Genomic DNA, 15,868 nt, shown 5'->3' with positions numbered 1-15,868 from the left:
GCTTACGTCATATTCTTTTTTCTACCGACCAGAAATTCCTAACGGAGTTTTTAAAATTTTTGTAAAATTACCTCGTTAGAGGTAAATCGTCGGTAAAAAAATAAACGACTCGTTCCACAAATTGTCCCATAGGGACAACTGAAATTTTAACCAATCGAAAATTCCGCAAAGCACGCTAAGATTTTATAATATTTTGATTCGCAGCTAAATGAAGTTCGAAAAGCTTTGTGATCTTTAGTTTTTATTAAAAACTTACTTAAAAAATCTTCGTGAAATTTGCGAAAAACCTTTGCGAACTTTGCGTTAAAAAAACAACCTCAATAAAAACATTATCATTCGATAACAATAACATAAACTCATTTCATCTTTAAATCGATAAAATTGCTGCTTATTACTTTTAATAAATTCCCCATTTTGCAAAAGCTTAAACCCTATGAATTTAAAATTTACTTCGCCAATAATTATACTCTTTATAATAATCTTCAATCATACCATTTCAGCCCAAAACCAAAAGAATTTAGACGGCGTTCAGGTGGCATTTTTATCTGATGTTCATCTTCAGGATTTGTTTGGAAGCTTTTCTGATAATGATTTTAAAGGTGTTTTGAATACCAAAACCGGAAAATATGCGTTAATAAGAACGATGGCCTCGCAGTTACATTCGACGAGAATTTTCAATGAAAATTATTTTGCCTTCATCGCCGCTCTTGAAGATATTGCAAAAAGAAAAATAAAATATGTTGCACTTCCGGGCGATTACACCGATGACGGACAGCCGATACACGTGCGCGGATTGAAGAAAATTTTAGATCAGTACCAAAAAAAATATGGTATTGAATTTTTTATAACGACCGGAAATCATGATCCGGTTGGACCATTTGCTCAGGAATCGGGAAAAGAAGATTTTTTAGGAAAGGAAGGAAAAAGCCAACCCATTTTTAGCAAAGACGGCATGTATAAGCCAAACATGAATATCGAACAGCCAGTTGTCATAACAGCCGATATTGCTAAAATGGGTTATTTAGGCATAACTAATGATCTGCAAAACTTCGGATTTTATCCGAATAAAAAATACAAATTCTGGTCGACTCCTTTTGCCAGTTATAATTCCCAAAACTACAATTACAAAAAAGCCGTTGAAGCTTCACAATTAACCAAAAGAGTTTACAATGTTGCGCCTGGATTTGAAGTTCCGGATGTGAGTTATGTTGTGGAACCAATTGATGGCCTTTGGTTAATGGCAATTGACGGAAATGTTTATATTCCGAAGAAAACCGATGGTGATCCAAAAGATTCTAAAAGTTATTCAGAAGCCAGTACAGGTTATAATAATGTACTTTCAAATAAAAAACATCTTATAAAATGGGTTCAGGATATTTCGGCGGAAGCCAAACTTCGCGGTAAAACTTTAGTTGCTTTCAGTCATTTCCCAATGATTGATTTTAATGATGACGCTTCCGCGGAAATAAAAGAGTTATTAGGTCCGAATAAATGGCAGTTAAACCGAGTTCCTGTTGAAGAAGTAGCACAGGTTTTTGCCGATGCGGGTTTGAAGATTCATTTTGGCGGACACATGCACATCAACGATACAGGATTACGTACCACTGCAAAAGGTAATACTTTGGTCAATATCCAAACACCGTCGCTTGCGGCTTATATTCCGGCTTATAAATTATTGACGATTAAAAAAGATAATCTGGTCGATATTCAAACTATTACTATTGATGAGGTTAAAGGATTTGATGAACTTTTTGATTTGTATAAAATGGAATATCAGTTTTTGCAAAGTCAAAACGCAAAAGACATTTGGAATATCGATATTCTAAAAACTAAAAATTACCACGATTTTACCGATTTTCATTTGAAAGAATTGGTTCGTTTGAGATTTTTATCTGATGACTGGCCTTCTGCTTTTAAGGATTTTATTCTAAATGTTTCGGCTAATGATTTATTGGTTTTAGCAAATCTTCAATCGGATAAAGATTTTGATTTTATTCTGAAAAATAAATCACAGTTTCAAAATGAATGGAACGAAGCCGAATTGAAATCGGAACAAATTTTAGCTCAAAACAATCTCAAAAAAGAAGATTTTAATTGGACAGGAAATGATCTTTTAATTGACTTTTATCGTTTTAGAAGCGCTGATGAATTGGCTCTAGTTGATGTTGGAGAAAAGCGGGTGGCAGCTTATAAAGTTTTATCGAAGTTGTATTTAGAGAATTCTAAAGAAGAAGTTGCTAAGCCTCTGCAAAAACAGATGAAGTTATTTCTTGTCATCTTTAACAAATTCATGCATGAAGTTCCTGCAGATCATTTTACAGTTGATTTGGAAACGGGTGAAGTTAAAAGCTTGAAGTAATTTTAGCTTGTAGCTGTGATTTTTTTAACGCAAAGGGCGCAAAGGTTTTTCGCAAAGAACACAAAGTTTTTTAAAAGAAGATTTTATAAAAATCAAAGTTCACAAAGCTTTATCAATTATAGCTTTGTGAACTTTACGTTTATTAATAAACGCAAACAAAAACCTTTGTAAACTTTGCGAAAAAAACTTTGTGCTCTTTGCGTTAAAAAAAATCACAGTCACAATCTTGAAAACTGTGACTGCAACTGTAAACTAAAATCTAATTACCATTAACCGGATCAACTCTCACATAAGTCCCGTCATCATATTTAATTTGATAAGGAGAATTAAAGAAAGTACTTGGCAGGTAATAATCAGTAGTGATGATTTGTGCTCCTGAAGTTTTTGCAGCTTTGAAATGCGTGTAATCGTTTGCTCTTGCTTCTTTTGTGTCAGCATCGGCTCTGGTTCTTATAATGTAGCCTTTTTTAACTAAATCAGCTATTGTAGCGTCTTCAGGATTGTTTCTGAAAATTGTTGCCGCTTCTGGTTTTCCTGGCTCGGCGTTGATGAAAACCGCACGTCCTTTTAATGACGGATGATTTAAAGCATATAAATCTCTTTTTGCACCGTTATTATCCAAAATAAACAAGAATTTACCTTTTGCTTTTTTCAGCGTTGGCCAGTTGTTGTTTAAAACGGCTTCTTCCAGTGTTTTGTATTTTCCACGAACCATATCTGGCGTAATCAATTTATTTCCTAAACCTTTGCGAAGTTCTTTGTCTAAAGCATCAAAAAGTTCAGACGTGAATTTCTCAGCTTTTGTTCCCAAGTAGCTGTCATCGTCTTTTGGTTCTAAAGTAATAAAAACCGGAACGTGATCAGGATTTGCGTCAGACCATTTTTTTAGTTCTGCAAGACAGCCTTGAAGCGTGTAGCAAGAAGTTCTAAAATCGATATCAATCATATGAAAAACTTTAAAACCCGGTTTTTTCATTTCTCCATTTGGGTCGTAAGCTTCTTGTGATTTTACAATGTCAAGGCCTTTTGGATGTACAAATTTTCCACCTTGAGGATCGCCCTGAACATCAATTTCTAATTGGCGTAAACCTTTATTCAACTGATCTGTAAGACTGATATGTGTGTATTGTAAACCTTTCAGTGAACGTGTAGTATCTTTTGCCTGAATAAAATTGAATAAGTCAAGTTCGATATTATGACGATAACTGTTGTGCGAACCAATAACTTGTATCTGGTTGATTTTTAAATTCTCATTTTGCGCTTGACTCAATTGTACTGTCCCGGCAAAAAGCAATGCAAACAAAATTTGTTTCATGATTTTTAGATGAAATTAGGATTAAAAAGTATGGAGACGCAGCAAAAGAGAATTGCATTTTAGAGATTACTAATGTAGCGCCGCAATTTAATTTTTGTGTTAGCTAAACGAAAAGAAATCGCAAATCGATTATCATTTTTGCCCGAAAATCGTAGTATTAATAAAACAAAACATTTCAAAATTTAATTTAAAGATAACTTTCAGGCAAAAACTATTGGTATAACATTTCCTTATTTTACATCACTTAATGTGATTAAAATAACCAATGAAGAATCCTGAAATTTTTGAAAAAACGTATACTGATTACTGGCAGAAACTCAATGCCTTCTCCTATACGATGACTCAGGATAAAGACTTAGCGCAGAATATTGTTCAGGATGTTTTTATTGATTTATGGGAACGAAAAGACGATTTGAACATTAATGCAATCGAACCTTATTTATTCAGAGCAGTAAAAAATCAGATCTTTAAACATTATCAAAATAATCGGTTCGACAAGACGATTATGGAAGATAAATTTGAAGATTACATTATTGACAACTTTCAGTCAATTGATCCCGAATTAATGGATTTACTTTATTCCTTATTAGACCAACTTCCGGAGAAAAGAAAAGAGGTTTTATTAATGTATAAATTTCAGGATATGTCAATTGATCAAATTGCAGAAGAACTTGGGATTTCAAAACAAACGGTGAAAAACCAAATTTCATCGGCATTAAAACAATTACGCGAAGGCTTGAAAGATCTGGCCTGGATAGCTCCAATTATCTTTTTTAAGCAAAATTTTTAAGATAACTTTCTGTTAATGGTTTCATAATATTTCCGAATAGTACGATTTTAAACTTTCGGTACTTATAGGTAACAATAAGTATTATGATAAAAAGAATCAAGCATAGTTTAGAATATCTTATAGATAAAAGTTCTCGAAATAAAACTTCAGAGGCAGAAGAAAATCTGCTGCATAATTTTGCTTTAAGCGAATACCAAAATTCAAATTGGGATGAATCTTCAATGGGAAATTCTGTTGAAGTTTCTAAAAATATATACGACGGAATTCAACTTCGAATTGTACATAAAAAAACATTCAATTTTAATCCGTACCTAAAATATATGGCGGCTGCCAGTATTCTTTTTCTTGCTGGTTTAGGTTTTTTCTTTAAGCCTGATTTTGCAAAAGAAAAACAATTATCATTTAAAACGTCATCGAATCCCAAATCTATCAAATTAAGTGACGGCTCGAAAATTTATCTGGCAGCAAACTCATCATTTCAGTATCCTGAAAAATTCGAAGGCGACGAAAGAAAAGTCGTTTTATTAAAAGGGAATGCATTTTTTGAAATTGCCAAAGACAAAAAGCATCCTTTTATAATCACTTCGGGCGAGCTTAAAACGAGAGTTGTGGGAACTTCATTTCACATTCAAATGTCAAAATCAAAATGTGAAGTCATTGTTGTAACCGGAAAAGTAAATGTGACTTCAAAAGGGCAGAGCGTTGATTTAGTTCCAAATGAAGAAGCGCTTTTTGAATCACAAAAACTGACCAAACAACTGGCTGATAAATCATTTTTGGTCAATTGGTATAATACAGATGTGACGCTGGATCAGACTACACTTAAACACGTTATCACCATTTTACAATATAAATACGGAGTTTCATTTCAATATGATAATGAACAAGTATTAGCAACGCCGTTAACGGTATTCATTAAAAAAGACGCAGCATTAGAGAATGTTTTAGAACAAATAAATTATATCACAAACCTAAAATTCAAAGTTTATGGCGAAATAGTAAAAGTGGATTAAAAACAAAAAAGCAGTTGCTGAGAACAACTGCCATTAATAATTAAGTATCGTAAAAAAACCAATAACTTAAATCATGTATTTTAAACCTTCTTATTTAAATCTAAAGAGTTTCATCTTTTTAGTACTAGCGTTACTAACCATTCAGAGTGGTTTTAGTAAAACTATCTTAAAAAAATCAAAAGTAGAAAATAAAATAGAAAAAGCTACACTTGTTTCTATTTTTTCAAAATTAAGTCAGAAGACTGACTATAAGTTCAGTTACGGACAAGCTGTAATTGCTGATAACACATCGTATGTTGTAGATTATAGTAAAGAATCGGTTACATCAATTTTGAGTGATCTTTCAAAAAAAGCTAATTTCAATTATAACATCAACGGAAAATTAGTTTTAATTCAGAAAACAACTTCGGCTAAAATTTCTAAACCCGTAGATGCTGAGAAAATCAAAGTAAAAGGAAAAATTGTTGACGAGAACGCAGTGCCAATGCCCGGTGTAACGATTTTAGAAGCTACAACTAAAAATGCCGCAGTTAGTAATTTTGATGGAGAATTTGAACTTTCTGTTGAAGAAGGAAAAACGCTGGAAATTGCTTATTTAGGATATAAAACTAAAACGGTTACGGCTCAAAAAGGTTTTATGACTATTCAATTAGAACCAAACACTTCAGAATTAAGCGAAGTTTTAGTGGTAGGTTACGGAAAACAATCTAAAAAAGATGTTACAGGAGCGGTTACACAATTAGAAGCTGCAAATTTCAAACAAGGAGTTAACGTTTCTGTAGATAATTTAATCCAAGGAAAAGTTGCGGGTGTACGTGTGGTAAACACAAGTGGTGAGCCTGGAGCAGGAGTAAATGTTACCATTCGTGGAGTTGGATCTATCAGAAGTGGTAGTACACCTTTATTTGTTGTTGACGGAATGCCATTGACTAATGATGATGTGAGCCCTTCTGGAAGTAATGTTGGATTTGGTAACTCATCTGCAAAAAATCCATTAAACTTTTTGAATACAAGTGATATCGAATCGATTACAGTTCTTAAAGATGCTTCGGCTGCAGCAATTTACGGTGCAAGAGGATCTAACGGAGTTGTGTTAGTTACAACTAAAAAAGGTTCAAAAGGAGAAGGAACATTAACTGTTGACTCTTATATGGGAGTTTCGACTGTTGCTAACAAATTAGATGTTTTAAGTGCAAGTCAATATACAGGAGCTATTAAAGATAAAGCATTTGATCATGGTGGAAACACAGACTGGCAAGATGTAATTTACAGAAGTGCTATTACTAAAAACAATGCGTTGTCTTTTGCAAAACAAACAGAATCAGGGAATTATTATGCATCTGTTGCACAAATGGATCAGGAAGGTGTTATTCGTAACAGTAATTTCAAACGTCTTTCTGGTAGAATCAATGCTGTAGAATCATTTTTAGACAACAAACGTTTAAAAGTAAAAATGAATCTTACTGCAAGTGAAACTAAAGATGACGGTGTTCCTACAAGTGATGATGGTGGTTCAAACGGACAGTTAATTGTTCATACTTTAATGGCAAACCCAACAAGATCAGTTTTTGATGAAAACGGAAACTACACAAACTTTAACATGAATGCGCATTATAATCCTGCTTATTTATTGAGTATTTATGAGGATCAAACGCGTACGCTGCGAGTTTTAGGAAATTTTGAAGCTTCTTTGAGAATTATTGACGGATTAGAATATAAATTAAATGTTGGTCTGGATCGTTCTACAGCAGAAAGAAACACTACTATTTATCCAAACGTGACGGATTTGAACCCAAAAGGAAAATATGTTCAAAATAATTTAGATTCTAAAAACTCATTAGTAGAGCACTATTTGACTTATAATGTTGCATTAGATAAACATAAAATTGAAGCTTTAGGTGGTTTCTCTTATCAAAAATTTGAAAGATCAGGAACAAGTTTCAGTATTGACGGAATTGCTGCTCAGGGAGTGGGTATAAAACCATCAATTAACCCTGGATTTGCCGGAATTCAATCAGGAACTACAGGTTATGCTCAGGAAAATGAATTACAATCGTATTTTGGAAGATTAAATTATTCATTTAATGACAAATACCTTTTTACAGCTTCGATGAGAGCTGACGGTTCTACACGTTTTGGTGATAACAATAAATACGGTTACTTCCCGTCATTTGCTTTGGGATGGAATATTTCTAAAGAAAGTTTCTTAGAAGATGCAACCGCTATAAATAACTTAAAACTTAGAGCGAGCTGGGGACAAACAGGAAACCAGGAAGTTCAAAACAAATTGACTAAAGCAAGTTATTCATTATCTGGTCCAGACGGATATTATTTATATGATGATTTGAATTTGGTTAACGGAGTTTCTGTAACAAGAACAGCAAATCCTGATTTGAAATGGGAAGTTGTTACACAATACAATGTAGGTTTAGATTTCAGTTTATGGAATGATAAATTGTACGGAACTGTTGATTATTTCAACAAAACAACTACAGATGCGATCTTAAACGTTCCTTCAAGCCCTTTAAAACCAACAACAACTGTTTGGACAAATATTGACGGGAAAATTGTTAACAAAGGTTTTGAAATCATGTTAGGTTCAAAAATTATTGATACTAAAGATTTTAGCTGGAATGTTGATGCAAACGGAGCAACATTAAACAATAAAATCGAGGACTTACCAGTTTCAGAAATCTTAACAGGAACTATTTCAGGACCTGGACAATCTGGAGTAAATGCAAATATTTACAAAAGTGGTTATGCAGCAGGTTCATTTTATTTGCTACAACATGTTGGTTTTGATGATAAAGGCGGAAACATTTTTAAAGATCAAAACGGAGACGGTAAAATTGATAACAGCGACAGAATTATTATCGAAGGAGCTTTACCAACTTTTTACTACGGATTTAATAGTGATATGAGATATAAAAACTTTAGTTTTTCATTCTCAATCATTGGACAAACAGGTGGTTACTTATTGAATAATACAGGATTGAACGCATTAAATATTAACAACCTTGCTTCTGACAGAAACGTTGCTACAGGTTATTATGAGTCTGGTGCAAATCCAACAAACTCACCAATTTTATCTACACTTTTCTTAGAAAAGTCTGATTTTATTAGATTGAATGCAGCTCGTATTGGTTACAATTTTGATTTAAAAGGTCAAAACTGGATCAACGGATTAACACTTTATGTAACAGGAAATAACCTGATCACAATTACAAACTATACAGGATATGATCCGTTAATCAACAGTCCAAAATCAAACGGAGGAAATCAATCTATAGGTATTGATTACGCTGCTTACCCAACTTCGAGAACGTTCAGTTTTGGAGCAACTTTAAAACTATAATAAAATATGAAAACAAAGACATCTTTTAGCATAAAAATTATAACGATATTCTCTTTTATTTTTCTATTAAACAGCTGTACAGATCTTAATGAAGCTGTATTAGATGAAAAATTAGGAACAGATGCTACAGACCCTGCAGGTTCGCTTGCTGCCGCTTATGACAGACTTGGAGACGGAACTTTTACAGATCACGGAGCTGTTTTTGCAATGCAGGAATATACTACAGATGAGGCTATTTTACCAACTCGCGGAAGTGACTGGGGAGATGGTGGAAAATGGAGAGATATGCATGAATTTACATGGACTTCAAGTAATGCTATTATTGTAGGTAACTGGGATTTATTGACAAACGGAATTACACGTTCTTTAACGGCAATTAAATCATCTGAAGAAAATACTTTTCCTGAAAAGAAATTATTTTTAGCAGAAGCAAAAGCTCTTTTAGCCTATTATACCTATACTACATTAGATCTTTACGGACAAGCTCCATATAGAGATCCGTTGAATGTAGATGCACCGATACAAATTTTAAAAGCAGATACTCAAATTGACCAATTGATCAAAGATGTTGAAGCGATATTACCAGATTTGGCTGATATTGGAACTCAAAGAACTTACCACGGAAGATTTACAAAACAAGCTGGTTATGCTTTTTTAGCGACAATGTATTTAAATCGTGCGACATTTAAAGATCGTTACAATGCTTCATCAAACTTTAATTTTAATGAACCAGCTGTATCAGGTACAGGAACAGATATGGACCGTGTTATTTATTACACTTCATTACTAATTGATTCAGGGAAATTTAGTTTAGAAAGCGACTTTTTCAAAAACTTTGCAAGAGACAACGATAATGGTAAAGAGCTTATTTTTGCAATTTCTCAAAAGATAGATTATATCCGTAACGGATCTAACAGTTTTGCTTATGTATGTATGGAGCGTAACCAGAGAACATCTGCTTTAAACAGAGGAACAAATGCAGCATGTACAACTCCTGAATTTTACGCAAGCTGGGATGGAAATCATGACGATCCAAGATTTGAGCAGCATTATCAATATGCTGATGGTACATGGTTTATGAATGATGGTACAGATGTAAGTGTGCCTGCAACAGATATTGTTCCTAAAAGCAGCCCAGCACAACCTTGGTTCCATTTTAACAGAGGTATTCAGGCCGGACCACAATATGGTCCTGTATTATTGACTTCTGCATCTTTTCAAATGATTGGTAACCGTATTAAAGTTTCTCCATTAGTTATGGAAAAAAGTACTACTACGAGAATGGATTTTACACCATCATTAACGTTTGCAGATCCTACTAAATCTGTTTTTGCTCAAAATGAAATCAATCAGGGTGCTCGTGTATTTAAATATGAGTTTGATCCGGAAGGAGGAAACGGAAACAGTAATGTTGATATTCCTTTATTCCGTTTAGGTGGAATGTACGCTATGAGAGCTGAAGCACTTTACAGAAAAGGAAGCACAGGACCAGCAATGGATGATTTGAACAAATTGCGTACAAGCAGAAAAAGAGAATCATTATTTGCAAATGCTCCGGGAAAAGCGCTTACTTCATTAGATGGGGCGCAATTATATAAAGAATTAGGTTTCGAATTATACTGGGAATTACAAAGAAGACCAGAGAGCATCCGTTTTGGAAAATTTGATTTAGCTGGAACAGCAAAAGCTGCTACTCAGCCATTCAGAAGATATTTTCCAATTCCACAAACAGTTATCGATCAAAAACTGTTTAAACAAAACCAAGGATACAATTAAGAGTTTGTGTTAGTTTATTTTTTATTTTTTTTGAAAAAAGCCTGTCTTCGAAAGAAGCAGGTTTTTTCTTTTAAGGGACAAAGGTTTTTTTTGAAGGAGCAAAGGTTCAGAGGTTTTTTCTGTAGAGACGCACAGCAGTGCGTCTCCCGTCCAATATTCCGTTACAAGAATCCATTCTCAATAAAACGTGTTGTCTCACATAATTTTAGACGCACTGCTGTGCGTCTCTACGGAAAATCTTTGTCGAGTCGATGTGTTAACGTTTGATATTTGTTTGGAACTGTAGAGACGCACAGCAGTGCGTCTCCCGTCCAATATTCCGTTACAACAATCCATTCTCAATAAAACGTATTGTTTCACATAATGTTAGACGCACTGCTGTGCGTCTCTACGGAAAATCTTTGTCGATAAAATTATCAACATCCAATATCCCGTTCTAACAAAAAACCTTTGTCCTTTTGCACTCTAAACCTTTGTCTCTTTAAAAAAGAACCTTTAAAATATATAATAAACAATTAAGAAAAATGTAAGATTTAACTGTTTCAAAATGAGTAAATTTGAGTAGCATTTGATAGTGTATATCAAAAGAATAAAACAACTATTTAAATAACTCAAAAAGTGTAAAAACCATGATACATCAAATTGACACTACCGATAACATTGTTGCCTTTAGAGCATTGGCAGAAGTAACAAAAGAAGATTTTTTAACCGCTGTGGTTCCCGCAGTAGAACATTTAGTAAAGCAAACTAACGAAATCAATTTTTTATTGGTACTCGACACTGATATTAAAAATTTCACAGCCGGTGCATGGCTTCAGGATGCACTTTTAGGATTAAAACATTTAGGGAAATGGAATAGGGCGGCCATCGTAACAGATTCTGAAGATATTATCTCTTTCACAAACGGTTTCAGTTATGTAGTTCCCGGAGAATTCCACGGATTTAAAAAAGAAGCTTTCAACAAAGCCTTAAACTGGGTTGAAGGAAATATAAATTTGCCGGCTAATTAATAAATTAGCTAATTAGAGAATGCGACAATTAGATAATTGATCATCAGCAAATAAAAACAAACATGACATTAATAGAAAATGCCCGTTAGGTTTAAAACCTTAACGGGCATTTTCGCAATTAGCAAACGTTTTTCTTTTATTACTTTGCTACTTTTTTATAAACTGCTGCAGACAATAAAGGCAGTGCAAGACTTCCTACAATTGCGGCAGCTTTATTATGTCCGGTTTTCTTTAAAACAGCTCCAACTAAAATAGAACCAAATCCGGCAATAGCCAGCTGTTTTACAGAAAGATTAGCAGTATTATTTTCGATAGGTTTTATTCCGTGCAATAATGGGTCAATGAATTGTAAATTTTCCATGATTTTTATTTATTTAATTAATTTATTTAATTATACGTATTTCTATTTGTTAATATTCTTTTCGTTATCAGTTTCAGTCTCAATTTTTTCAATTTCCACTTTTTCTTTTTTTATAGCTTGTCGAAGAAGTGCAAAAAGACTCATATAGACATTTGCCATAAACACCAGCGAAAACCCGGCCAAAATATAACCGCGCCAGTCGTTTAACAAAAGTTTATAATCTGTCAAAAATAAAAAACCAATTGTAACGTAATGACTAAAGCAATATTCGCAGGTAAAAAGATAAAAGAACTTTCTCGTGAGTAAAAACTTCTCATTTTGAGACCGTTTTACACACCATTCATGAGGTTCTCTAAAAATCTCTTCGTGCGTTATAGTCCAGCTGATACAAGCTATGGGAACAGCCAGTATAAACAGCCAGAAAATTTGAGTTGCTATAGTCATAAACTGATAATGCTTTAACTAGTTTTTCTTATTCTCTCGGGTGATTTTCCGGATAATGTTCAGCGTCAAAATCGTCTAACTCTTCGTCATTATCAAGATCGCCGTCTTTTTCTAAATCATCATCAAAATCTAAATCCGGATCATACTCATCATCAAAATCATTTTCTTCACCTTCATTTGTAATGGCATCATCTTCATTTATTATTCTTTCCTCATTTGGAATATTTTCTGATCTAACATTAGAGTTTTTTTCGAAATCCTGTTCAGGATGTTTCAAATCTTCGATAAACTCTTCCTGATATTGATAAGGATCTTCATCTCTTGCATAATTGTCATTATCTATCAGTGTATTTTGCTCTATAACATCAGGATCGCTTTCGCCAAATTCCCAATTATTTTCTTTCTTTAAATCCTGTTTGTATTGATCTTCATTAGAATACGTCCCATCTACAAGCGTATTTTGATCTATAAAATCCGGATCCGTATGACCGTAGTCATAGTTGTTTTGCTTTTCCATGGCTTTACGTTTTAAAGTTGTGTTTTACAAAGTTAGCAAGCGCATAGACGGAATGTTTTACAGGAAAATAAATTATAGTTGCATAATTAACAGTTGGTTATATAATACAAAGTATTATTGAAAGAAATTGGTTTAGATAATTCTTCAGATGAGAATAAGCTTTTCACCCTAAATTAATATTTAAAGGACTTTTATGAGATATTCTAAATATTTGATGTTAGTTAATTTTATAGAAATTTCAATTCATAGAAATAACATGTTCCATCGGAACATTTCATTGGTAGACTTAAATAGCATTATTTTTTATTACGTTCCGTAGGAACGTTTGACAATATACACAAAGATGGCAAACACATACACACAATTACATATACAATTTGTATTCGCAGTAAAATTCAGAAAAGGATTAATTGCAGCAGAATGGAAAGACAGATTACATCAATATATAACAGGCATAATCCAATCAAATCAACATAAAATGCTTTGTATAAACAGCATGCCAGATCATATTCATATATTTATAGGAATGCGCCCGACGCAATCTGTTTCTTCACTAATTCAAAATGTAAAGACAGAAACAAGTAAATGGATTAAAGAACAAAAATTCTCTGTGAATTTTGCTTGGCAGGAAGGTTACGGAGCATTTTCATATTCAAGGAGTCATGTTCCGAATGTAATTCATTATATACAAAATCAGGAACAGCATCATAAAAAAGAAACATTCTTAGAAGAATATCAGAAGCTTTTAAAAGCATTTGAAATAGAATATGATGAAAAATATATTTTTAAAGAGCCACTCTTGTAATATCAAACGGATGTTCCATAGGAACATTTCATCGGTAGAAAAGAATAGATGAATGAAATAACGTTCCGTAGGAACGTTTGATTAATAATAGAGAACATTTTGTAATACAATTTTGAAACTGCCAATTATGTATTATCAAACGTTCCTATGGAACGTAATGAAAATGCACATACTTTTTTTTCTACCGATGAGATGTTCCTATGGAACATTCTATTGGTTAAAGATTTTTATGATCTGAGGATTATTAGAAATATTTTCTCCAGCTTTTTTATTTCATTAAATTTGACTTATCATAACACATTAAAACTTTTTGCAGGAAATGCAATGTTATAGACAATCCTAAATTTACTTGGATTAATACATAATTAAAGAATAAAAGAAATATGAAAAAGCAATTTTTAATTTTACTGTTTTTATTGCAAATCTCTGCAGTCTTTGCACAGAATCAGGCTGCTGAACCTTCATCAAAAAAAATTATCGGAACCTGGTATAATGATGCTAACCGAAATGCAAAATGGATATTTGGTTCAGATGGAAAATTGTATAATTATGACAAGGATACTTTTAAGGTTATGTTTCGCTATACTATTTCACATGCCTGCCAAAATAATTCAGATGATAATACCGAATTTATAACTTTAATGGATAAAGACGGAAATGAATTTTGTTTTAAAATAAATGCCATAAACGAAAATAAAAATGGGATTTTATCTTTAACCAAAATGGATACGATGCAGCCACTTCGTTTTGTCAATAATGTAAATATTAAAAGCGGAATGTAATTCCAAACGTTCCTAAGGAACGTAACGAAAACACGCATATTTTTTTCTACCAACGAAATGTTCCATAGGAACATTTTTTTTGTTTTGAGAAATAAAACTTTGCGTCTTTGCGCCTTTGTGGCAATTTTTTTTCCTGCATTAAATTTTCATTAACAAAAAGTAAGATTTCATTAGTTTATATTTGTAAGGCACAAATTAATCCTAAAGCACTGTACCTCATGAAAATCAAGTCTTTTTTGTATGTATTTCTATTTGGTATTTTTTCAATTTCAGCTTATAGTCAGAACGTGAAGCTGTTAAATATCAATCAGCTTAATGAAAGAATCAAAAATGGAAAAGACAGCACATATGTAGTGAATTTTTGGGCAACCTGGTGCGCACCCTGCATTAAAGAACTGCCGCATTTCGAAAAACTCAGCGCAGAACACAAATCCGAAAAATTGGCCGTTTTATTAGTAAGCCTTGATTTCAAATCGAAATTAAGTTCGAATGTCGTTCCTTTTGTGAAAAGAAAAAACCTTAAAAATGAAGTATATCTTTTAAACGAAAGCAGTCCGCAGGAATTTATCGACCGAATTGACCCAAGCTGGTCAGGAAGTATTCCTGCAACACTTTTTATCAAAGATGACAAACGAAAATTTGTAGAAAGTGAATTTACCTATGAACAATTATTAACTGAATATAAAAAACTGTAAACCCATAAACCATGAAAAAAATAATTCTATTATTCGCATTGGCACTTTCTGCCTTTTTAGCGCAGGCACAAACTGGAACAACTCTTAAAGCCGGAGATACCGCACCAGATTTTAAGTTAAAAAATGTAGACAATAAAGAAGTTTCTTTTGGAAGTTTTCCAAATGCAAAAGGATATATCGTTGTTTTTACTTGTAATACATGTCCATACGCTGTAGGTTACGAGCAAAGAATCATTGATTTAGATAAAAAATTCAAACCACAGGGATATCCGGTAATTGCAATTAATCCAAACGATCCCGAAGCTTCTACAGCAGATACTTTCAACAAAATGCAGAATTTAGCAAAAGAGAAAAAATATCCTTTCCCATATTTATTTGACGCAGGACAAAAAATTACTGACGAATACGGAGCAAAACGTACACCTCACATTTTTATCGTTTCTAAAACTGCAAAAGGAAATGTAGTAGAATATGTTGGAGCAATCGATAACGATCCGGAAGGAACAAAAGCAGAAAAAGTAAAATATGCCGAAGATGTAATTGCATCTTTAAAAAGCGGTCAAAAACCATCTGTAACACAGACTAAAGAAATTGGCTGTACAGTAAAAAGAAAAGCAAAAGCTTAATTATCAGAATTTAATTTGTT

14 protein-coding genes are annotated in these 15,868 nt (G+C 33.1%); 10 read left to right on the top strand and 4 right to left on the bottom strand.

Translation table 11 applies throughout. The features are described from left to right. The first annotated feature begins 433 nt into the window (after positions 1–433). A complete protein-coding gene (locus tag NLJ00_RS20635; RefSeq protein ID WP_256635227.1) occupies positions 434–2,359 on the top strand; it encodes a metallophosphoesterase family protein in 1,926 nt (641 codons plus the stop codon). Between the two features lie 259 nt (positions 2,360–2,618). Here the strand turns inward: NLJ00_RS20635 and NLJ00_RS20630 are convergent, their stop codons facing one another. After that, the gene (locus NLJ00_RS20630; RefSeq protein ID WP_256635226.1) at positions 2,619–3,674 is read right to left on the bottom strand and encodes a phosphatidylinositol-specific phospholipase C1-like protein; all 1,056 of its coding nucleotides are present in this window, start codon (positions 3,672–3,674) and stop codon (positions 2,619–2,621) included. A gap of 265 nt (positions 3,675–3,939) precedes the next feature. Here NLJ00_RS20630 and NLJ00_RS20625 point away from each other — a divergent pair, with 265 nt between their 5' ends. The 5 genes from NLJ00_RS20625 to NLJ00_RS20605 all read left to right on the top strand — a co-directional run bounded on the left by NLJ00_RS20625 (position 3,940) and on the right by NLJ00_RS20605 (position 11,618). After that, entirely contained in the window at positions 3,940–4,464 is a 525-nt protein-coding gene (locus tag NLJ00_RS20625) for an RNA polymerase sigma-70 factor (protein WP_256635225.1), read from the top strand. A gap of 83 nt (positions 4,465–4,547) precedes the next feature. Next, positions 4,548–5,477 carry a FecR family protein gene (locus tag NLJ00_RS20620; RefSeq protein WP_256635224.1) on the top strand — a complete coding sequence of 310 codons (930 nt, stop codon included), beginning with the start codon at positions 4,548–4,550 and terminating at the stop codon, positions 5,475–5,477. A gap of 73 nt (positions 5,478–5,550) precedes the next feature. Continuing rightward, on the top strand, positions 5,551–8,832 hold the full coding sequence (locus NLJ00_RS20615; protein WP_256635223.1) for a SusC/RagA family TonB-linked outer membrane protein: 3,282 nt from the start codon (positions 5,551–5,553) through the stop codon (positions 8,830–8,832). Between the two features lie 6 nt (positions 8,833–8,838). Next, a complete protein-coding gene (locus NLJ00_RS20610) occupies positions 8,839–10,608 on the top strand; it encodes a RagB/SusD family nutrient uptake outer membrane protein (RefSeq protein ID WP_256635222.1) in 1,770 nt (589 codons plus the stop codon). 629 nt (positions 10,609–11,237) lie between these two features. Beyond that, positions 11,238–11,618 (top strand): SpoIIAA family protein, encoded by a 381-nt coding sequence (locus NLJ00_RS20605; RefSeq protein ID WP_053471925.1) that lies wholly within the window; start codon positions 11,238–11,240, stop codon positions 11,616–11,618. A 139-nt stretch (positions 11,619–11,757) separates the two neighbouring features. Here the strand turns inward: NLJ00_RS20605 and NLJ00_RS20600 are convergent, their stop codons facing one another. From NLJ00_RS20600 to NLJ00_RS20590, 3 genes are read right to left on the bottom strand one after another with little or no spacing between them, the layout of a single operon-like run. Beyond that, positions 11,758–11,979 (bottom strand): hypothetical protein, encoded by a 222-nt coding sequence (locus NLJ00_RS20600; protein ID WP_053471924.1) that lies wholly within the window; start codon positions 11,977–11,979, stop codon positions 11,758–11,760. Positions 11,980–12,021: 42 nt separating this feature from the next. Next, positions 12,022–12,423, bottom strand: coding sequence for a hypothetical protein (locus NLJ00_RS20595; RefSeq protein WP_256635221.1), 402 nt, complete (start codon positions 12,421–12,423; stop codon positions 12,022–12,024). A gap of 28 nt (positions 12,424–12,451) precedes the next feature. Further along, on the bottom strand, positions 12,452–12,940 hold the full coding sequence (locus NLJ00_RS20590) for a hypothetical protein (protein WP_256635220.1): 489 nt from the start codon (positions 12,938–12,940) through the stop codon (positions 12,452–12,454). Between the two features lie 343 nt (positions 12,941–13,283). On the opposite strand from NLJ00_RS20590, the gene tnpA reads away from it, so the two are divergent. The 4 genes from tnpA (at position 13,284) to NLJ00_RS20570 (ending at position 15,848) form a co-directional block, all read left to right on the top strand. Beyond that, on the top strand, positions 13,284–13,745 hold the full coding sequence (gene tnpA / locus NLJ00_RS20585; RefSeq protein WP_256635219.1) for an IS200/IS605 family transposase: 462 nt from the start codon (positions 13,284–13,286) through the stop codon (positions 13,743–13,745). A gap of 383 nt (positions 13,746–14,128) precedes the next feature. Beyond that, on the top strand, positions 14,129–14,527 hold the full coding sequence (locus tag NLJ00_RS20580) for a hypothetical protein (RefSeq protein WP_256635218.1): 399 nt from the start codon (positions 14,129–14,131) through the stop codon (positions 14,525–14,527). A gap of 218 nt (positions 14,528–14,745) precedes the next feature. After that, positions 14,746–15,222 carry a TlpA family protein disulfide reductase gene (locus NLJ00_RS20575; RefSeq protein ID WP_256635217.1) on the top strand — a complete coding sequence of 159 codons (477 nt, stop codon included), beginning with the start codon at positions 14,746–14,748 and terminating at the stop codon, positions 15,220–15,222. An 11-nt stretch (positions 15,223–15,233) separates the two neighbouring features. Then, positions 15,234–15,848, top strand: coding sequence for a thioredoxin family protein (locus tag NLJ00_RS20570; RefSeq protein WP_256635216.1), 615 nt, complete (start codon positions 15,234–15,236; stop codon positions 15,846–15,848). Positions 15,849–15,868 lie beyond the last annotated feature (20 nt).

This window comes from Flavobacterium panici (assembly GCF_024499525.1).
Taxonomy (GTDB): Bacteria; Bacteroidota; Bacteroidia; order Flavobacteriales; family Flavobacteriaceae; genus Flavobacterium; species Flavobacterium panici.
The sequence above is the reverse complement of the archived record's forward strand: the minus strand, read 5'-3'. Positions and strand labels throughout refer to the sequence as shown.

Bases quoted from the DNA above. Each gene is read 5' to 3' on its own strand.
- NLJ00_RS20635 (WP_256635227.1), top strand. From the start codon at position 434: ATGAATTTAAAATTTACTTCGCCAATAATTATACTCTTTATAATAATC.
- NLJ00_RS20630 (WP_256635226.1), bottom strand. From the start codon at position 3,674: ATGAAACAAATTTTGTTTGCATTGCTTTTTGCCGGGACAGTACAATTG.
- NLJ00_RS20625 (WP_256635225.1), top strand. From the start codon at position 3,940: ATGAAGAATCCTGAAATTTTTGAAAAAACGTATACTGATTACTGGCAG.
- NLJ00_RS20620 (WP_256635224.1), top strand. From the start codon at position 4,548: ATGATAAAAAGAATCAAGCATAGTTTAGAATATCTTATAGATAAAAGT.
- NLJ00_RS20615 (WP_256635223.1), top strand. From the start codon at position 5,551: ATGTATTTTAAACCTTCTTATTTAAATCTAAAGAGTTTCATCTTTTTA.
- NLJ00_RS20610 (WP_256635222.1), top strand. From the start codon at position 8,839: ATGAAAACAAAGACATCTTTTAGCATAAAAATTATAACGATATTCTCT.
- NLJ00_RS20605 (WP_053471925.1), top strand. From the start codon at position 11,238: ATGATACATCAAATTGACACTACCGATAACATTGTTGCCTTTAGAGCA.
- NLJ00_RS20600 (WP_053471924.1), bottom strand. From the start codon at position 11,979: ATGGAAAATTTACAATTCATTGACCCATTATTGCACGGAATAAAACCT.
- NLJ00_RS20595 (WP_256635221.1), bottom strand. From the start codon at position 12,423: ATGACTATAGCAACTCAAATTTTCTGGCTGTTTATACTGGCTGTTCCC.
- NLJ00_RS20590 (WP_256635220.1), bottom strand. From the start codon at position 12,940: ATGGAAAAGCAAAACAACTATGACTACGGTCATACGGATCCGGATTTT.
- tnpA (WP_256635219.1), top strand. From the start codon at position 13,284: ATGGCAAACACATACACACAATTACATATACAATTTGTATTCGCAGTA.
- NLJ00_RS20580 (WP_256635218.1), top strand. From the start codon at position 14,129: ATGAAAAAGCAATTTTTAATTTTACTGTTTTTATTGCAAATCTCTGCA.
- NLJ00_RS20575 (WP_256635217.1), top strand. From the start codon at position 14,746: ATGAAAATCAAGTCTTTTTTGTATGTATTTCTATTTGGTATTTTTTCA.
- NLJ00_RS20570 (WP_256635216.1), top strand. From the start codon at position 15,234: ATGAAAAAAATAATTCTATTATTCGCATTGGCACTTTCTGCCTTTTTA.